Origin of the sequence: Rhodococcus sp. IEGM 1370 (assembly GCF_033142325.1) — a bacterium.
Classification (GTDB): domain Bacteria; phylum Actinomycetota; class Actinomycetes; order Mycobacteriales; family Mycobacteriaceae; genus Rhodococcoides.
Window position 1 is genome coordinate 102,602 of record NZ_JAWLRY010000016.1, and the last position, 16,275, is coordinate 118,876.

17 protein-coding genes and 1 pseudogene are annotated in these 16,275 nt (G+C 63.2%); 11 read left to right on the forward strand and 7 right to left on the reverse strand.

Translation table 11 applies throughout. From position 1 onward, the window contains the following. The first annotated feature begins 16 nt into the window (after positions 1–16). Positions 17–787: pseudogene (locus R4P47_RS18665) on the forward strand (SDR family NAD(P)-dependent oxidoreductase). A 7-nt stretch (positions 788–794) separates the two neighbouring features. On the opposite strand, the gene R4P47_RS18670 reads toward R4P47_RS18665, so the two are convergent. Then, the gene (locus R4P47_RS18670) at positions 795–1,511 is read right to left on the reverse strand and encodes an XRE family transcriptional regulator (RefSeq protein ID WP_317785412.1); all 717 of its coding nucleotides are present in this window, start codon (positions 1,509–1,511) and stop codon (positions 795–797) included. 229 nt (positions 1,512–1,740) lie between these two features. Between R4P47_RS18670 and R4P47_RS18675 the strand changes: the two genes are divergently transcribed. Genes R4P47_RS18675 through R4P47_RS18695 form a run of 5 tightly spaced genes read left to right on the forward strand, consistent with a single transcriptional unit; the run spans position 1,741 to position 6,714 of the window. Beyond that, positions 1,741–2,805 carry a zinc-dependent alcohol dehydrogenase gene (locus tag R4P47_RS18675; RefSeq protein ID WP_317785413.1) on the forward strand — a complete coding sequence of 355 codons (1,065 nt, stop codon included), beginning with the start codon at positions 1,741–1,743 and terminating at the stop codon, positions 2,803–2,805. Further along, positions 2,802–3,887, forward strand: a complete 1,086-nt coding sequence (locus R4P47_RS18680; RefSeq protein ID WP_300517331.1) for an SDR family oxidoreductase — start codon at positions 2,802–2,804, stop codon at positions 3,885–3,887. Before R4P47_RS18675 ends, R4P47_RS18680 begins: the two co-directional genes overlap by 4 nt. After that, complete coding sequence (locus R4P47_RS18685) at positions 3,884–4,657, forward strand: SDR family oxidoreductase (RefSeq protein WP_317785414.1); 774 nt, start codon at positions 3,884–3,886, stop codon at positions 4,655–4,657. The genes R4P47_RS18680 and R4P47_RS18685 overlap by 4 nt, the downstream gene beginning before the upstream one ends. Positions 4,658–4,703: 46 nt before the next feature. Beyond that, on the forward strand, positions 4,704–5,777 hold the full coding sequence (locus R4P47_RS18690; protein ID WP_317785415.1) for a 2,3-butanediol dehydrogenase: 1,074 nt from the start codon (positions 4,704–4,706) through the stop codon (positions 5,775–5,777). 52 nt (positions 5,778–5,829) lie between these two features. After that, positions 5,830–6,714, forward strand: a complete 885-nt coding sequence (locus R4P47_RS18695; RefSeq protein ID WP_317785416.1) for an NAD(P)-dependent oxidoreductase — start codon at positions 5,830–5,832, stop codon at positions 6,712–6,714. A 14-nt stretch (positions 6,715–6,728) separates the two neighbouring features. Here the strand turns inward: R4P47_RS18695 and R4P47_RS18700 are convergent, their stop codons facing one another. Together R4P47_RS18700 and R4P47_RS18705 are read right to left on the reverse strand one after the other, a co-directional pair. Continuing rightward, a complete protein-coding gene (locus R4P47_RS18700; protein WP_317785417.1) occupies positions 6,729–7,370 on the reverse strand; it encodes a hypothetical protein in 642 nt (213 codons plus the stop codon). A gap of 14 nt (positions 7,371–7,384) precedes the next feature. Further along, complete coding sequence (locus R4P47_RS18705; RefSeq protein ID WP_317785418.1) at positions 7,385–8,053, reverse strand: hypothetical protein; 669 nt, start codon at positions 8,051–8,053, stop codon at positions 7,385–7,387. A gap of 262 nt (positions 8,054–8,315) precedes the next feature. Between R4P47_RS18705 and R4P47_RS18710 the strand changes: the two genes are divergently transcribed. Beyond that, a complete protein-coding gene (locus R4P47_RS18710) occupies positions 8,316–8,840 on the forward strand; it encodes a hypothetical protein (protein ID WP_317785419.1) in 525 nt (174 codons plus the stop codon). Between the two features lie 23 nt (positions 8,841–8,863). Further along, on the forward strand, positions 8,864–9,379 hold the full coding sequence (locus tag R4P47_RS18715) for a hypothetical protein (protein WP_317785420.1): 516 nt from the start codon (positions 8,864–8,866) through the stop codon (positions 9,377–9,379). A 19-nt stretch (positions 9,380–9,398) separates the two neighbouring features. Here the strand turns inward: R4P47_RS18715 and R4P47_RS18720 are convergent, their stop codons facing one another. The 3 genes from R4P47_RS18720 to R4P47_RS18730 all read right to left on the reverse strand — a co-directional run bounded on the left by R4P47_RS18720 (position 9,399) and on the right by R4P47_RS18730 (position 11,839). After that, positions 9,399–9,872 (reverse strand): metalloregulator ArsR/SmtB family transcription factor, encoded by a 474-nt coding sequence (locus R4P47_RS18720; RefSeq protein ID WP_317785421.1) that lies wholly within the window; start codon positions 9,870–9,872, stop codon positions 9,399–9,401. After that, positions 9,869–10,975, reverse strand: coding sequence for a serine hydrolase (locus R4P47_RS18725; RefSeq protein ID WP_317785422.1), 1,107 nt, complete (start codon positions 10,973–10,975; stop codon positions 9,869–9,871). The genes R4P47_RS18720 and R4P47_RS18725 overlap by 4 nt, the downstream gene beginning before the upstream one ends. Before the next feature lie 90 nt (positions 10,976–11,065). Then, positions 11,066–11,839 carry a hypothetical protein gene (locus R4P47_RS18730; RefSeq protein WP_317785423.1) on the reverse strand — a complete coding sequence of 258 codons (774 nt, stop codon included), beginning with the start codon at positions 11,837–11,839 and terminating at the stop codon, positions 11,066–11,068. Between the two features lie 121 nt (positions 11,840–11,960). Here R4P47_RS18730 and R4P47_RS18735 point away from each other — a divergent pair, with 121 nt between their 5' ends. Genes R4P47_RS18735 through R4P47_RS18745 form a run of 3 tightly spaced genes read left to right on the forward strand, consistent with a single transcriptional unit; the run spans position 11,961 to position 15,765 of the window. Beyond that, positions 11,961–14,411 carry an AAA family ATPase gene (locus tag R4P47_RS18735; protein ID WP_317785424.1) on the forward strand — a complete coding sequence of 817 codons (2,451 nt, stop codon included), beginning with the start codon at positions 11,961–11,963 and terminating at the stop codon, positions 14,409–14,411. Further along, positions 14,408–14,764 carry a hypothetical protein gene (locus R4P47_RS18740; protein WP_317785425.1) on the forward strand — a complete coding sequence of 119 codons (357 nt, stop codon included), beginning with the start codon at positions 14,408–14,410 and terminating at the stop codon, positions 14,762–14,764. Before R4P47_RS18735 ends, R4P47_RS18740 begins: the two co-directional genes overlap by 4 nt. A gap of 23 nt (positions 14,765–14,787) precedes the next feature. Next, positions 14,788–15,765, forward strand: a complete 978-nt coding sequence (locus R4P47_RS18745; protein ID WP_317785426.1) for an HNH endonuclease — start codon at positions 14,788–14,790, stop codon at positions 15,763–15,765. Here the strand turns inward: R4P47_RS18745 and R4P47_RS25135 are convergent. Beyond that, a complete protein-coding gene (locus R4P47_RS25135; protein WP_411567353.1) occupies positions 15,762–16,181 on the reverse strand; it encodes a type ISP restriction/modification enzyme in 420 nt (139 codons plus the stop codon). The genes R4P47_RS18745 and R4P47_RS25135 overlap by 4 nt on opposite strands. Positions 16,182–16,275 lie beyond the last annotated feature (94 nt).

Genomic DNA, 16,275 nt, shown 5'->3' on the forward strand with positions numbered 1-16,275 from the left:
ACACCGAGGATTTTTCATGACTCGTCTGGCCGACAAAGTTGCCATCGTCACCGGATCCGGAAACGGGATGGGCCGCGCGATGGCGACGCTGTTCGCAGCGAACGGGGCTGCGGTTGCAGTCACCGACGTCTCGGAGCAGGACGGAGCCGAGACCGTTCGACTGATCGAAGAAGCCGGCGGCCGAGCGTCGTTCTGGCATGTGGACGTCAGCGACGAAGCCGAGGTGTCCTCGGTGTTCGGGCAGGTGTCCGCGACGTTCGGGAAGATCGACATTCTCGTCAACAACGCCGGTATCGCCGGAGTGGACAAGCCGACCGATGAAGTCAGCGAAGCGGAATGGGACGCGGTGTTCGCGGTCGATGTCAAGGGTGTCTTCTTCTGCACCAAACACGTCATCGGACACCTGCGCGCCAACGGCGGCGGCAGCATCGTCAACATCTCGTCGATCTACGGGCTCGTCGGGTCGCACGAGATGGCCCCGTATCACGCGGCCAAGGGCGCGGTGACGATCATGACGAAGAAGGACGCTGCGACCTACGGACGAGACAGGATTCGGGTCAATTAGGTCCATCCCGGGACCATCCTGACTCCATTCGTACGTGAACTGGCCGAGCGGAGCGAGGGTGGGCTCCGCGGCTACCTCGACATCATGGAACCGAAGCACCCGATCGGTCATGTCGGTGAGCCGGAGGACGTGGCCAACGCGGTGCTGTTCCTGGCCAGCGACGAGGCCCGCTTCGTTCACGGTGCCGCGCTGGTGGTCGACGGCGGTTACACCGCAGTGTGAGACCGAGTTACTTCTGACGCCCGACCACGAACCACACGGCGATGCAGGTCTCGTCGTGAGGATTGCTCAACCGGTGCGGGATGGAGGAGTCGAAATGCAGGCTGTCTCCGGGGCCGAGCACCTGCCGCGCGAAGGCGACCTGGATCTCGAGCCGGCCGGAGAGGATATGGATGTATTCCTTGCCGCCGTGGTTCATCAGATTGTCCGCGGGGCAGGACTCGGTTCCGGCGGGGTAGGTGACGCGGAGGAACTCCACCTCGGGATCGTCGTCCGGAGTCAGTCGTTCCCAGCGGACGCCGCCGAGGTACAACTCGGGGCGTTCGTCGGCGCGCTGAAGTCCTGGAAGCGATCCCACCTCGGGGAGTGGCAGCACCGAGGACGGTCGCCCGCTGCCGGCTGCGTGCGCTACTTCCGTGCGGTCGGCGAGCTTCGGCCGGACCGGCGGTGGTGGGGATTCGAGGTCGCGGGGTGCAACATCCTCGGCCATCAGCGAATCGAGCGACAGCCCGAGTTCGGTGACCATGGCGTACAGCGTGCCGACCGAGGGGGCCGTGCGACCCAGCTCGACCTGAGAAATGAAGCTGGGGGACAGGTGAACTCGACGCGCCATCTCACGCAGAGACATGTTCGCCTTCTCGCGCGCACCCCGTAGGCGCAGGCCCATCTGTGCGTTCATCTGAACGGCTGTCTCGGTCGTGTCGACCTCGACGCTCTCTTCGGTCATCTTCTCTGTCGCCTCCCACTCTGCAACGAACGTCTCCCCCTGACACTGGGTGTACGCACCCACTGGACGGACCGTAGTGCATCGATTGTCTCATTGGTCGGCCATTCCGCTGTTCGGTGCTCTTCCATAGCTTTTCGTGTCGGAAACGCTATGCACTGAACATGTGCAGTGTTACTCTACACTCAGGTTAGTAGCGCACATCACAGTCTATTTTCGTCCAGGAGGAATCGTGCCCGACACCATGCATGCCGCCGTGTACTACGGCGCGCACGACATTCGCGTCGAGGAGGTTCCGGTTCCCCGACGCGCGCCTGGCGAGGCGCTCGTACGCGTCCTGCGCTCGGGTATCTGCGGTACCGACGCCTCGGAGTGGGTCGCGGGACCCAAGACCTTCCCGGTTCTGCACCGCCACCCCAACAGTGGGCACCAGGGGCCGTTGATCCTCGGTCACGAATTCGTCGGAGAGGTCGTGGAAGCGGACCCCGATTCGGAGTTCGCGGCCGGAGATCTGGTCGCCACCGGAGCCGGAATCTGGTGTGGCACATGCCGACGCTGCAAGGAAGGCCGCACCAACCAGTGCGCGACTTACACGACCCTGGGACTCAACGTCGACGGCGGCATGGCCGAGTACGCGCGGGTTCCGTCGAAGACACTACGACGGTTGCCGGAGGGATTGTCCGTCGACCACGCCGGCCTCGCCCAGCCGTTGGCCGTCGGCATTCACGCGGCGCGGCGTTCGGGTGCCCGCGACGGTGACAACGTCGTGGTCATCGGAGCCGGAGCCATCGGCTCGTTCGTCCTCGCCGGCCTGAAGCATCTGGTGGACGTCGACGTCACCGTCGTCGACTTCGCGGGCAAGAGGCTCGATCGCGCGACTCGCCTCGGCGCGCACCGAACACGCACACCGTCCGAGAACCTCGCAGCCGAGGTCATCGAGGCCCTGGGTGGAAAGAAGCCCGACGTCGTCATCGAAGCGAGTGGAGCACCCGGCCAATTGGTGTCGGCGCTGACCATGGTCGCCGATGGCGGCCGCGTACTCGCAGTAGGAATTCCCAAAGAGAAACCGGAGTTGGATGTGCATTCGCTCGTCTTTCGAGAGATCACTCTCGAAACCACCCTCGCGCACGTGTGCGACACCGATCTGCCTGCTGCACTGGACATTCTGAACACCGGTCCGCTCGGCTCGGAGCTGGCCGAAGCGCCGGTAGGGCTGGCGGATCTGCCCGCGGCGCTGGACCGGCTCTCGACCGGCAAGGTCGAGGGCAAAGTCCTCATCGATCCGGCCATCCGATGAGCGCGCCCAGCAAGGCGGCGCTCGTCATCGGGGCCACCGGCATTGCCGGCCAGACCATCTCGCGTCAGCTCGTCGACGCAGGATGGACCACCTACGGTCTGGCCCGCGGCACGACCAATCCGGTCGAGGGCGTGGTGCCGGTTTCGGCGAATCTGCTCGATCCGGAGTCGTTGGCTGCCGCACTCGAGGGCGTCGACCCGCAGATCGTGTTCATCACGGCCTGGATGAAGCAGGACTCGGAGGCCGAGAACATCGAGGTCAACGGAGCCATCGTCCGCAACGTCCTCGGTGCCATGAAGGGCAAGTCCGCGCTGCGTCATGTCGCGCTGATGACCGGCCTCAAGCACTACCTCGGACCGTTCGACGATTACGCGACCGGTGTCATGGCCGAAACTCCGTTCCACGAGAGCGAACCCAGGCTGCCGAACCCGAACTTCTACTACACCCAAGAGGACGAACTGTTCGCAGCGTCGGAAGAGCAGGGGTTTACCTGGAGTGTGCACCGAGCACACACCGTCTTCGGCTACGCGGTGGGGAACGCGATGAACATGGCGCTGACCCTCGGCGTGTACGCCGAGATCTGCCGCGAGACCGGCGCGCCGTTCGTGTTCCCCGGCTCGGACACCCAGTGGAACGGGTTGACCGACATCACCGATGCAGATCTATTGGCCGAGCAGATGATTTGGGCTGCAACACATGTCGAGGGCGAGAACGAAGCTTTCAACATCGCGAACGGTGACGTGTTCCGATGGCGCTGGATGTGGCCACAGATCGCTGAGGCGTTCGGTGTCGAACCCGTCGGATTCGCCGATGCCCCAAAGCCGCTCGACGAGCGCATGGGTGACGCCGCGAAGGTCTGGTCCGAGATCGCTGCGAAGCACGATCTGGTCGAAGCAGATGTCGATCGCCTTGCGTCCTGGTGGCATACGGACGGCGACCTGGGCCGCGACATCGAATGCCTGACCGATATGACCAAGAGCCGCAAGGCCGGCTTCCTCGGATTCCGGTCCACGTTCGACAGCTTCCTGGACAAGATCGAGAGCTACCGCGCGGCCGGAGTGCTACCGAGGAGAGACCGATGAGCGAACAGTCCTCATTCAGCGGCAAGGGTGCAATCGTCACCGGTGCCGGCAGCGGTATCGGACGGGCGGTGGCGCATCGCCTGGCCGCCGCGGGTGCCCGGGTGCTCGCCGTCGACATGAACATGGCCGCCGCAGAGCGCACCGCGTCGGAGTCGGAGGGCGAGATCCACCCCTTCGCCGCCGACGTCTCCGTGCACGAACAGGTGAAAGCGTATGCCGACGCCGCGACGTCGCTGATCGGTGAACCTCGACTGTTCTTCAACAACGCCGGTGTCGAGGGAGTGCACAAGTCCATCGTCGACACCACCGAGAGCGAATGGCGATCAGTGATCGACGTGAACCTCAACGGCATGTTCTTCGGACTCAAGAACGTACTGCCGCTGCTGCGTCGGTCCGGTGGGGGAGCCGTGGTCAACACCGGTTCGATTCTCAGCCTCAAGGGCGCACCGGATCGCTCCGACTACGTGGTGACCAAACATGCAGTTCTCGGTCTGACCCGAAGCGCCGCAGCAGAATCCGCCGCCCACGGCATCCGCGTCAACTGCATCTGCCCGGGACCGGTCGACACACCGTTGATGTCGAGGTCCGAGAGTCTGGTCAACCCGGACGACCCGAACTTCGAGCGAGACCGGTTCATCGAGGGCACTCCGCTGCGACGCTATGGATCCCCCGAGGAGATCGCCGAGCTGGTGCTCTTCCTTCTGCGCGAGGACGTCGGCTATCAGACCGGTTCCGCGGTCACCATCGACGGCGGAATCACCGCGGTCTGAGCAGGATCACCCCCTTCACACAGGTCATCAACTTCAGGAGAAAGCTATGCGCGCCGCGGTATTTCACGACCGACACGACGTACGGGTGGAAGATGTTCCGGCCCCGAAGATCGGCCCGGGCGAGGTTCTGCTTCGACCGTTCTTCTGCGGCATCTGCGGAACGGATCTACACGAGTACGCCTTCGGCCCGATCGTCATCCCGACCGAACCCCACGCACTCACCGGAGCCAAGGCTCCGCAGGTGTTCGGACACGAGTTCTCTGCTCGCGTGGTCGAGATCGGCTCGGATGTCGCGTCGGTCTCGGTGGGCGACCGGGTGTCGGTGATGCCGCTCATCACCTGCGGCAAGTGCTACTACTGCCGTCGTGGGCTGAACCATCTCTGCGTAGTCATGGCCTGCACTGGCTTGAGCTGGGGTGGCGGTGGAATCTCGGAACTGGTTGCCGTGCAGGAACAACAGGTGTCGGTGCTGCCGGACAGCGTCAGTGATGTGCAGGGTGCGCTCATCGAGCCGGCGGCGGTGGCGGCGTACGGCGTCGACTGCACCGGATTGCGGGCAGGCGACACCATTCTCATCACCGGTGCGGGACCGATCGGGGCTCTGTCTGCTCTGTACGCACACGCGTCGGGAGCATCACGGATCATCGTCTCGGAACCGAACGAAAAGCGACGCAAGCTGATCGAGGCCTTCGGAATCGCGGAGGTTCTGGATCCGACGCAGCAGGACATCCCGGCCGCCGTCCGCGCGCTGACCGGTGGCATCGGTGTCGACGCTGCTGCGGAATGCTCCGGTCATCAGCTCGGCCTGACGGCAGCGCTCGAGAGCGTTCGTTCCGGCGGAACCGTCGCGCAGGTCGGTCTGCACGTCAAGCCGGCGACCATCGATCCGATGGCGATGGCGAACAAGGACCTGACGTTGGTGGGTACCTGGTGCTATCCGGTGTACGACTGGCCGCGGATCATCGCCCTGGTCGCCTCGGGACGGTACCCGGTGGAAAAGGTGGTCTCGGAAATCATCGACGTCGAGAACATCGTCGTCGACGGGTTCGACAGGCTTCTCGATCCCCACGGTGACGCACAGAAGCTGCTGGTGCGAGTCGGCGGCACGACAACCCCCTGATCGCCACGGCACTACACGCACTGCACGGTTTCGCCCCACGCTAGGAGAAGAAATGCACATCGGATTTGCCGGAGTCGGCCGCATGGGTACCCACATGGTTCGACGCTTCCTGGAGGCCGGCCACACGGTCACCGCGTACGACCTCTATCTGACGGCGGACACAGCGCCTGCCGGACTGGTCGATCTCGGAATGACGATCACCACGACACCCGCCGATCTGGCCGGAGCCGAGATCTCCTTCAGCATGTTGCCCGACGCGGCTGCAACCGAGGAGGTGCTGTTCGGTGCGCACGGTATCGCCACAGCCGGGGCCACGGAGCACCTGAATGTGGTGATGGGGACCGTCGGGCCGACCGCGGTACGCGAATTTGCCGAGCGGGCAACAGGTTCGGGCACCACGGTGGTGGATGCGCCCGTGTCGGGCAGTGTGAGCCTGGCCGAGACCGGCCAGATCACCACCATGGTCGGGTGCGACGACAGGCAATTCGCCTATCTGACGCCGATTCTGGAGGCTGTGACGCGCGCTCAGTTCCACACGGGCCCGGCCGGTACCGCCTCGGTGGCCAAGCTCGCGGTCAATTCGGTTCTGGCAGCGCTGAATCAGGCCGTTGCCGAAGCGCTGATCCTGGGCGAGTCCGCAGGTCTGGCCCCGTCTGCCCTGTACGAGGTGTTGGGGTCGAGTGCCGTGGCTGCGCCGTACGTGGGTTACAAGAAGGAACATTTTCTCGATCCGGCCGCAGCGGGGGTGGCATTTCCGTTGTCGCTGTTGCACAAGGACGTGGGCCTCGGACTCGCCTTGGCTCGCGACCATGCACTCGAGCTGCCGCAGGCCACGACCGTCGGCGATGTACTCGACCGGGCGTTGGAATCCGGACTCGGGGCGAAGGACATGGCAGCTGTGCTCGAATTCCTGACGCCATCAGACTCGAAGGGCTGACCGAGGCTCGCTGATCAGTTGGACGTCGCCTGCTGCATCGACAGCACGAACCCGTGTCCGCCGCCTGCGTCGCAGATCATCGCTTCGACGCGAGAGAAACACGTGAATCCATTGAACGTGATGGATGTGTTGTATTCCAACGGTTGTGCGTTCTCGACCCCGAATTCGCCTTGGTTGAAGCAGGTCGGAGTCACCTTCCCCGGGGTCATGTAGAAGCCTTTGCCGAGTTGGTCGATGGTGAACGACGGGGTGACGCAGTTCGCGCCGTCGGGTATCGGAGCATCTGCTGCCTGGCACCCGGACGAGAATTCACTGTCGCCGATCTTGCAATAGATGTTTCCCGACGGCGACTTCCAGCCCACCTGATTGCCGTACGCGCTGTATCGGGCGGGGTCGACGGGGGTGATGGGTGCGGTGTTGTTCGCGGGATCGGCAGCGGTCGGGTTCGATTCGGTCGCCTGTGGTGCTTCTGTCACACCTTCCGCGTCGCCATCGTTGGAGTCGGTCGGCGCGGCGATGGTCACCTGGGGAGGAGCAGGTATCTGCGCGGCGACGCTGGTCGTCGGGGCCGGATCGGCGGCGGGTGCATCCTGATTTCCGCAGGCCGTCAGTACAGCCGTCGCCAGTACTGCTGCGAGCGCGAATTTGCGGATCATCGTGAACTCCTTCATCAGAATGCGAGGTTGACGTCGCGGGAGATCATGAAGCCTCGGTCGCCGTCGTAGCAGGTGATGCCGGCTTCGGTGGAGCGACAGAAGGTGCCGGTGACTCCGATGACCTGGCCGTATTCCAAGACTCGAGGTCGTTCAGGTCCGCCGACGAAGATGCCCTGATTGGTGCAGATCTGTTCGACGGTGCCGTCTTGGTTGATCTTCACTCCGTAGGTGTTGTTCTCGGTGTTGAGGCACTCGCGGCCGGTGTTGCCCGGCACCGAGTAGCGGACCTGGCAGCCCACGATGGTCCCGGGCGCATTGGAGGAGCTGAATCCGCAGAACACGTTCCCGCTGGGGGACTGGAAGAAGTACTGTCCTCCGGTTTGCTCGAAGTCGCGTGCATCGACGTTGACATCGTCGCGGTTGGGCGCGGGCGCTACGGCTGAAGTGCCCGCGGCGGTGGGAATTGCTTGTACTGGGGTGACTGCGTCGGGAGCCTGTGCGATTCCGCCCGAGCCACTACCACCGTCGGAGTCGGAGTATCCGTTTGCCGACGGAGCAGCCGCTGCGCTGGTGGCCGGTGCGGGTGGGTTGCTCACCGGCTCGCGGGAGCCGCAGGCCGTGGCTGCGAAAGCAGTAGCGGCGATCAGCGCGCATGTGGCCACGATTGTGCGGACTTGCCTCATTCGATGGTCCTCACCGGTGGCTGCCGAGTGCATCACCTCTGATCATTGAATCGAACGGGCCAAGCGGTCTGTTAACGTCGTTCGTGTCACGACCCAGTCACGAATCGGTATCCGAGCGGTCCTTTTGTCGCTGTGGCTGCGAGGGTGGGTCGGGTAAAGACTCAAGAACCACTTGATGTTTCAGGTTCAACCTGGGGTTCTTGGTCCGGTGTCACGTGCGATCCGGTATCTCGTTGTGCGACATGAGCGAAAGACTTGCTGTATGCCAAAAACATTGCGGCGAGCGGTCGTATCGATCGCACTGACGATCCCCCTGATTCTGGGTATCGGCACGGGAACGGCCGTGGCAGCGCCGCAGACCACGCTGCTCCAGATTCCGGTCGTCACCGGTTTCCAGATCGCACCCGGTGCCGTGCCCGGTGGGCTGTTCCAGACCATTCCAATGAAGGCCACGGTCGGTACCGAGCCGGGTGTTCTGCTGTTGTCCGCGGCGAATATCGCGCCGTATGCAGACCAGTATCCGTATCGAAGTCTCGGTGTGAACTGGCGAAACTGGGACATCGGCTTCCGTGGAAGCGCGGGACTGCGGCACTGGCAGGACAACCCCAACCCGGGCCCGCCCACCGACCTGCCGCCGCTACACAGTGAGCAGTACCCGCGCGAAGTAGCTCTGCCCACCGGAAGTGGCTGGGTCGAGATCACCGTGACCCACTTCCGCGATTACTACGACGGCGAGCCCTACGCCGACACGCTGATCCCGGGCAAAGGCTTGATCTACGTGCCGTGATCGCACCTACGAAAGGCAACTCGATGAGGAAAAAGATCCGATGCGGAGTCGTCGCCCTGGCGCTGACCGTCCCCTTGGCCTTCGGCGTAGGTGCCGGTACTGCAACCGCTGCGCCGCAAGAGTCGGTACTGCAGGTGCCTGTCGTGACCGGGCCGGAATTCGTCCCTGCGGGCGTTCCCGGCGGACTTGTTCAGACCATTCCGATTCGCGCGGTGGTCGGCGAGAAGCCGGGTGAGGTGCGCTTCTCGGCCGCCGACATCCGGCCGTACTACTACCAGTTCGCTTACCGGCACCTGACGGTCAACTGGCGCAACCTATCCACCGGTGAGGCGGGCTCCGCTGGCTTGCGGCACTGGAACGACGAGATCGATCGGACTCAGCCGGCCAATCAGGGTGGTTCGCAGGCCTACCGCCTGCCGACCGAGGTGACGGCTCGGACGGGCGCGGGTCCGGTATTCGTGACGGTGACCCACGACCGCGAGAATCCCGATGCGTCGAACGCTCTCATCCCCGGCTTGGGTGTGTTGTTCGTACCCTGACACGCGGTGTTGTAGGCGGTCAGGTACCCAGATCGCCTGCGATATCGGCGGCGGCGAGCATCGAAACCAGGAGCGGCACAACTCGTTTGGCGGCGATTCGATAGTCTCCGCGGCCGTGCTGCTCCACGATGTTCGCCGAACTCAGCGTCTTGAGGTGGTGATAGATCTGGCCGGACGAGCCGAGTCCCACGGCTGCAAGGAGATCTGCAGCGTTCGCGGGGCCTCTCAGCAGTGTTCGCACGATCTGCAGTCGCACCGGATGTCCCAGAGCCGCAAGCACTTCCGATGCGGAGGGAACCGGTAGTTCCACGATGGCGTCGGGGGAGTAGCTGATGTCCCAGCGGACGGTGCCGTGCAGATGTACGTCGCCTTGGTAGGCGATCATGCCGCCGGTCGACGGGGTGGCATCGAGCTGCTGGGGAGTGTCGCGTCGTTCCAGCTCGGCGACGCGGGCTTCGAGCTCTGCCAGTCTCGATTCGAACTCTGTGCTCACACCACGCAGGCTATCCGGTCGAGTGCGTCCGGCGATTGCATCGCCTCGAGGATGAGTTGCTGCTGTACTCCGAATTGGGCCATGGCCTGATCGAATCTGTCCGCGGGGAGCCCATCGATCAGCCACACGGCCGTCGCGACCGTTCCGTCGTTGCGGCGCAGCTCGAATCCCTGGGTCAGTACACCGGGGAGGCTGCCACCTTTGAACCCGACACCGAGAACGCCGTCACCTGCGGGCTGCCATTCCAATTGGCGCACAATGGTGTCGGATGCATCGCCGTAGGTTCCGTCTGTGAAGGCGCGATACATTCCGTTCAGTTCTTCGGCCGAACCGCCGCGGAAACTGCTCTCGACCCTGGCGACCTGGTCCTCGTAGGTCGGCACTTGCACGGACGCCTCGACCTGGGCCCGGAACTGCGGGTCGAATGCCCACTTCTGCGCGGTCTCCCAGGTATCTGCATCGGCGAGTGCGGGATCGAAGACCGAGAGCATGTCGGCCACCATGCTCGGTGCCTCGAAGTTCTCCCAACCTCCGGCGGCTGCGGCGTCGACGAGTGCTTGATCGCCGAGTCGGTAGCGGAGGTAGTCGGGCACCGAGTTGTCGCTTTCCTGGATCATGGCCGAGACCATGTCGTCGATGCGAACCGTGGCATTGGGGTCGGTTGCGTTGGTGCCGGCGTTCGCAATGCCCAACCGGGTCAGGGCATTCGGATGAGCGTTGGCGTCGGTACCGGGAACGTACCAGCGCTCCCAATCCGATAGGGCCACTTGCTCGTTCGGATCGATGGTGCCGTTCGCGACTGCCTGCGCGTAGGCGGCAAGATGCACCACTTTGATCGCGGAGGCGAGTACCTGCTCCTGGTCGGACCGATGTTCGACGGTTCGGCCGCGGCCGTCGTCGATGACGAGGCTGACGGTGTCTGGCGCTTGATCGATCAGTCCGATCCACCCGTCCTCGGTAGCGAGGTCGGTGGAAGTGGCAGGAGCGCAGTTCTCCGGCGTCGGGATAGTGGTGGTCGGTGCAGTTGCGTCGGTATCGGTAGCGCATCCGCTCACCAGCAGGACGGCTGTGCAGGCGGTCGAGATCCAGGTTCGGCGTCGCATCGAGCTCTCCTAATCTGCTATTCCGTAATTACGGAATAACCATAGAACGCGATGTGCGGCGCGGCAACCCCTTGACCGGACTCGAGCCGTTCAGAACAACGTGGGCGCGGTGTAGCGGCCGTGTCGTGCTTCGTTCAGTCGGGCGCTCCAGCGCTGCACGAGCCACATCTCGACGAGCTCGGGGCTGGTGCCGATGTCGGTGGCCCAGTGGGTGATGAGTTCGACGTAGCGGTCGTAGCGGCGGCGAGTAAATCCGGTGACCGCCGGATCTTCGAGCCACCCCTCGTGGATGAGTGTCGAGACTCCGTATTGATCGATCAACTGCGCCGGACCGCCGTAGACCGAGGCTTTCACTGCCCACAGGAACGTGGCCATGAGTGACATTCCGACGCCCGGTGCGTCGGGCCAGCCGGACCAGGTCGAGTTAGGGTGATCGGGCACTACGCGGTTGCGGACGCAGCTGTCGAGCACGGCAAGAGTCTTGGCGACGGGGTTCTCGTCGGGACGGCTGAGGTGCGGGTTCATGACATCCGGGAAGCGCCGCATCTCTCTGCGGTGCCGATGGCTGCCCTGCCAGGCTGCGCAGAGAAACAGCAGTCCGAGCGAATCGTGTTCGCCTACAGCCAGATCGGTGCCGATACGAAGATCGTTGCGCTGCACAGTGGCACCGCCGTACTCGACGATTTCGCCGTCGAGGTTGCGGCCGCGCAGCCGTAGATCATGGCGTGCCCTGTCGAGATGGCCGTTCCACCAATCCAGGTCCACCTCCACACCGTCGTCGAGGACATGCAGGTTGTAGCTGCGGTGCTGACACCACTGCACACAGGCCGTGGGCGGCGGGAACCCCTCGTCGAGTCGTGACATACCGCCATCGAAGCATCGGGTACCGACACATTCGGTGGCGTTTTCGATGTCCCTGCGAACTGTCAGTCCCATATGGAACTGTGGGGTCTGGTTAGCCATCAGAACGAACAGGGGAGTGCCGGTGCCCGTTGCCGACAATGCTGTCGACAGGCCACTCGTCGACGTGGTGATCGACGCCATCGACGCGGACAACGACCTGTCCGACGAGGCCAAGTACTTCGTTCTCGCAGCCCTGGAAGGGCCGACAGCATTACAAGAGCTGCTCGACGGTGTCTCGACCCCGCATGTACCGGAGCCGTCGGGGAGTCAGCTCGTCGAAGAGCCGGTCGGTGCGTTTCTGACCTCGATTGTTGTCGCGGGATTCCGCGGCGTCGGGCCCAAGGCAGCGCTGGAGCTACACCCCGCGCCGGGCATCACGATCGTCAGTGGCCGCAACGGATCGGGAAAGTCGAGCTTTGCCGAGGCCCTCGAATTCGCGATCACCGGTTCGAGTTACCGCTGGGAGAACAAGGCCAAGCTGTGGGCCGACACCTGGCGCAATCTGCATCAGGGAGACCCCTGTGAGGTGCGGGTGGGGCTCACGATCGAAGGGTCCGAACCGACGGTAGTCGGTGTCGACTGGACCTCCGATGCCGCGCTCAAGGGATGCTCCACCTGGACTCAGGTGGGAAAGCAGAAGCGCAGCAACGGTACCGATGCACTGGGGTGGAAGTCTGCCGTCGAATTACATCGCCCGATCCTGTCCTACGACGAAATCGGCGGCCTGTTCGACGCGACGCCGTCCACCCTGCACGACGCCCTGGCCAAACTCCTCGGACTCGACGAGATCACCGATGCCGAGAAGCGACTGGCAGCGGTACTCAAAGACATCAAGGGGCCCCGGCAACGAGCAGCGGAGAGCCTGCGCCAGCTCAAGACCTCGTTGTCGGATGCGTCGGACGATCGTGCGAAAACTGCTGTAGCCCTGGTCAAGAAGCGGGTTGCGGATCTCGACGCGGTGCTGGCGCTCGCCACTGGAGCCGACGCATCGGCATCGCCCGCGCTCATCGGTTTGAAGAGGCTCGCAGCGCTGAGCGCCCCGACTCAGCAGCGTGTCGACGAGGTGGTGGCGGAGCTTCGGGCGGCTGCGGCCGATGCCGCGGATTCAGCTGATGAGGCACTGTCGGTGGTGGAGCAGCGCAACGATCTGCTCGATGCGGCCCTGCGACTGCACACCGAGACGGGCACTATCGAGTGCCCGGTCTGCGCGACGGGGACGCTCGACGATGCGTGGGCCGAGCACTCGCGGGCGCAGTTGGCCGAGCAGAGCCAGAAACTTGTCGCCTACAAGCACAGCCGCCGCCGACTCGACCAAGCGCAACGCGCCGCAGTCGAACTGGGGAACGAAATCGCCGACGCCTCCGCGGTGGAGGGCATCGACCTACCGTCCTTGTCCGAGTATCGAAAGTCCGTCGCCGTGGCGCGAGAGCAACCGTCGAGTTCTTCCGGTGTGGCGGATCACTTGGCTACGACGATCCCCGCGGTTATCGAGTCTGCTGAGGCGCTGCGCACCGAGGCCAAGGAAGCGGCGGCTCAGCGTGAGGACACGTGGGCACCGATTGCTGGATGTCTGGCCGCGTGGGCCACTCTCGAATCCGCGGCGCGAGAGGCGGATGAGGCCGTCAAGAACGTCGACGCGGCCAAGAAGTGGATTGCCTCGCACGCGAAGCAGTTGAGGGACCAGCGGCTCGCTCCGATTGCCGAGCAGGCGCGCGACATTTGGTCGGAGTTGCGGCAGGAAAGCAACGTCGACATCGGTGCTATCAACTTGGTCGGCCACAACACCAGTAGGCGAGTGGTGATGACCGGTTCGGTCGACGGCGTGGAGTCCGAGGCACTGTCGGTGATGAGTCAGGGCGAGCTGCATGCGTTGGCATTGGCGCTGTTCATACCGAGAGCGACTACGCCGAACAGTCCGTTTCGATTCATCGTGCTGGACGACCCGATCCAGGCGATGGATCCAGCCAAGATCGACGGCTTCATCAAGGTGCTGTCGACGCTCGCGGAGACCAGGCAGGTCATCGTGTTCTCCCACGATGATCGATTGGCCACTGCGATCAGGCAACTCGCAGTCGATGCGCGCCTCGTCGAAGTGATGCGCGAACCAGGCTCCAACATCAGTGTGTCCGAGACGCAGAATCAAGCGACCCGGTATTTCAACGATGTGCGGGCATTGGTGTTGGACGAGAATGTGCCTGACGACGTCAAGCGGCGGGTCGCACCAGGCTTGTTCCGACTGGCTCTGGAATCGGCTGCGCAGCAGGTGTTCTATGCAAAGCAACACCGGGCGGGGGAGTCTCGGATGGTGACCGAGGAGCGGTGGTCGGCGGTGCACAAGACTCGCAACAAGATTGCGCTCGCCGTGCACCAGGATTCTGAACGCGACCTATCGCAGTGGCTAGGCTTCCGCACCGAACGCTTCCCGACGCTCCATATTGCGAACGCCGGCACTCACAAAGGTGCAGATCGACCGATCACCTGGGAAGTGGTCAACGATCTGAAGAAGATGGTCGACGGGATCCTCGCCGAATGACTACGACCACGTCACCGGCAGTAGCGCTGAGAAATGCCGAACTGCTGCTCGACGGAAGTCATGGTGCTGCAGGCGGTTCGGCGCGTCTAGCCGCGTTCCTCGCCCGCCAGGCGTTGGAGGAGTTGGTGGTCGCGCGATGTGTGGCGCTGGGCGTGGATATCGAGCGACCGAGTATGCGATCGCGGCTTGTGATTCTGCGGTCGCTCGACATAGCCGAGAACGCCGACGCTGCAGCGATGGCATGGAACAGGTTGAGCAACGCGTGCCACCACCATGCGTATGAACTTGCACCCACAGTGGCTGAGGTGCGGCACCTATGTGGAGTGGTTGCTGTTCTGCTGGAGGGCATATGACGACAGAACCAATGAGCCCCGGGGTGGCAGCGTTCGTCGACCCTACCGACGACATGCTGCGAGATCAGTGGCTGTCGGTTCTCGCTCGCGAACAAGTCCCTGCGGGTACCAATCAGAAGAATTTCGTTCAGTGCGAAGTCGTGTTGTGCTTCTGTGCATCCTTGGTAATGGACTACAGCGAGTACGGCAGCGCATCGGCCTCCCGCGCGCCATTCCCGGTTCAGGATCTGGCCCGGGTATTCAAACGTCCACCCACGTCGATCATTGCAAAAATGGCGAATCTTTACGGGACTCGATCACATGGCGGCAAGCATGACCTGGAGGTGGCCGAGCGACTCCGAGATCTCGATCTACTGAGAGGTCTCTACTTGCGCATACTTGACGTTGCTCGAAGTCTGAGCGTCGACGAGGTCGAGCTGCCGGATTTCCTTCACCTAGAGGATGGTTTCGCTCTCCAACTCGAGGGTCAGGCTGAACTCGACGTCAGTGTCGTCGAGACGGAATTCGAGAGAAAACTGGAGCAGCACAAGCGAAAAGGAAGTAGGACGGCAGTCCTGACGACGCAGAAAATGTTCACGTTCGCTGTACGCGTCGGCCAGCATCGGTTCGCCCAGTCGGTGCTGGAGAATCATGAAAACTGTTGTGTGTTTTGTGGTTTGAGCGGAACTATTGCGGGACGGCGTCGGCCGAGAATGATGGTTGCGAGTCATATCAAGCCGTGGCGTGATAGCTCGGATGATGAGCGGCTCGACTTCCGGAATGGACTCACAGCGTGCCCCACGCACGATGTTGCGTTCGACACCGGGCTGATCACCGTTAATGAGGACCTCAGTGTGAGCTACGCGCCGGGAGTTGAGAGCGACGTGAGAGCAACCCCGGCTCTTCGGCATGCACTGGGCAAACCGCCGCTGGGAGAGCGGATCTTCCTAGGCCCAGACTCGGTCGCTCCGGAAATGTCTTATCTGACCTGGCATCGGGAAAGGATCTACGTCGCTGTTTAGAACAGACCGTCGGTCTCGGCAATGTCCCCCGTCCAATGATCTGTGGCGCTACAGCTTGCCGCAATTGTCGTAGCGAGGAAATCTGCGACCAGCCTTGGGCATCCGTGGCGGCGACTGATGTCGTTGGGGTCGAAAATCGTTCGTCCCGAGCTGGGGTCCTTGACTAGCTGACACCGATCCAGGACCCAGTCGACGAGCGTGAGCTGCCCGAGGCGGACGGTATGAGCGTGTTCGGGGATCGCCGAGAACTCGATGTAGTCGTTGAAGCGAATCGCTGATCGGTCAGATCTGGCGTACTTCATCTTGTTCGTCCGCCACAGTGTCCAGTCATCGGTTTGAGTGGGTGCCGAGATGGTCTCCACGAGAGATATTGGCTTACTCCTGTAGAATGTCCGTGGCCATGAAAAAGTACCCACTGGTGGCCAGGTCGAGGTGAATCACCCCAGGTTTGATGCCGCTTCCTTCTGAGTCAGGAAGGATGAGCACATGCCCAAGAAAATCGATCCGGAG

Coding starts and splice junctions, on each gene's coding strand:
- R4P47_RS18685 (WP_317785414.1), top strand. CDS start 3,884: ATGAGCGAACAGTCCTCATTCAGCGGCAAGGGTGCAATCGTCACCGGT.
- R4P47_RS18710 (WP_317785419.1), top strand. CDS start 8,316: ATGCCAAAAACATTGCGGCGAGCGGTCGTATCGATCGCACTGACGATC.
- R4P47_RS18715 (WP_317785420.1), top strand. CDS start 8,864: ATGAGGAAAAAGATCCGATGCGGAGTCGTCGCCCTGGCGCTGACCGTC.
- R4P47_RS18670 (WP_317785412.1), bottom strand. CDS start 1,511: ATGACCGAAGAGAGCGTCGAGGTCGACACGACCGAGACAGCCGTTCAG.
- R4P47_RS18725 (WP_317785422.1), bottom strand. CDS start 10,975: ATGCGACGCCGAACCTGGATCTCGACCGCCTGCACAGCCGTCCTGCTG.
- R4P47_RS18680 (WP_300517331.1), top strand. CDS start 2,802: ATGAGCGCGCCCAGCAAGGCGGCGCTCGTCATCGGGGCCACCGGCATT.
- R4P47_RS18730 (WP_317785423.1), bottom strand. CDS start 11,839: ATGTCACGACTCGACGAGGGGTTCCCGCCGCCCACGGCCTGTGTGCAG.
- R4P47_RS18705 (WP_317785418.1), bottom strand. CDS start 8,053: ATGAGGCAAGTCCGCACAATCGTGGCCACATGCGCGCTGATCGCCGCT.
- R4P47_RS18740 (WP_317785425.1), top strand. CDS start 14,408: ATGACTACGACCACGTCACCGGCAGTAGCGCTGAGAAATGCCGAACTG.
- R4P47_RS18700 (WP_317785417.1), bottom strand. CDS start 7,370: ATGATCCGCAAATTCGCGCTCGCAGCAGTACTGGCGACGGCTGTACTG.
- R4P47_RS18695 (WP_317785416.1), top strand. CDS start 5,830: ATGCACATCGGATTTGCCGGAGTCGGCCGCATGGGTACCCACATGGTT.
- R4P47_RS18690 (WP_317785415.1), top strand. CDS start 4,704: ATGCGCGCCGCGGTATTTCACGACCGACACGACGTACGGGTGGAAGAT.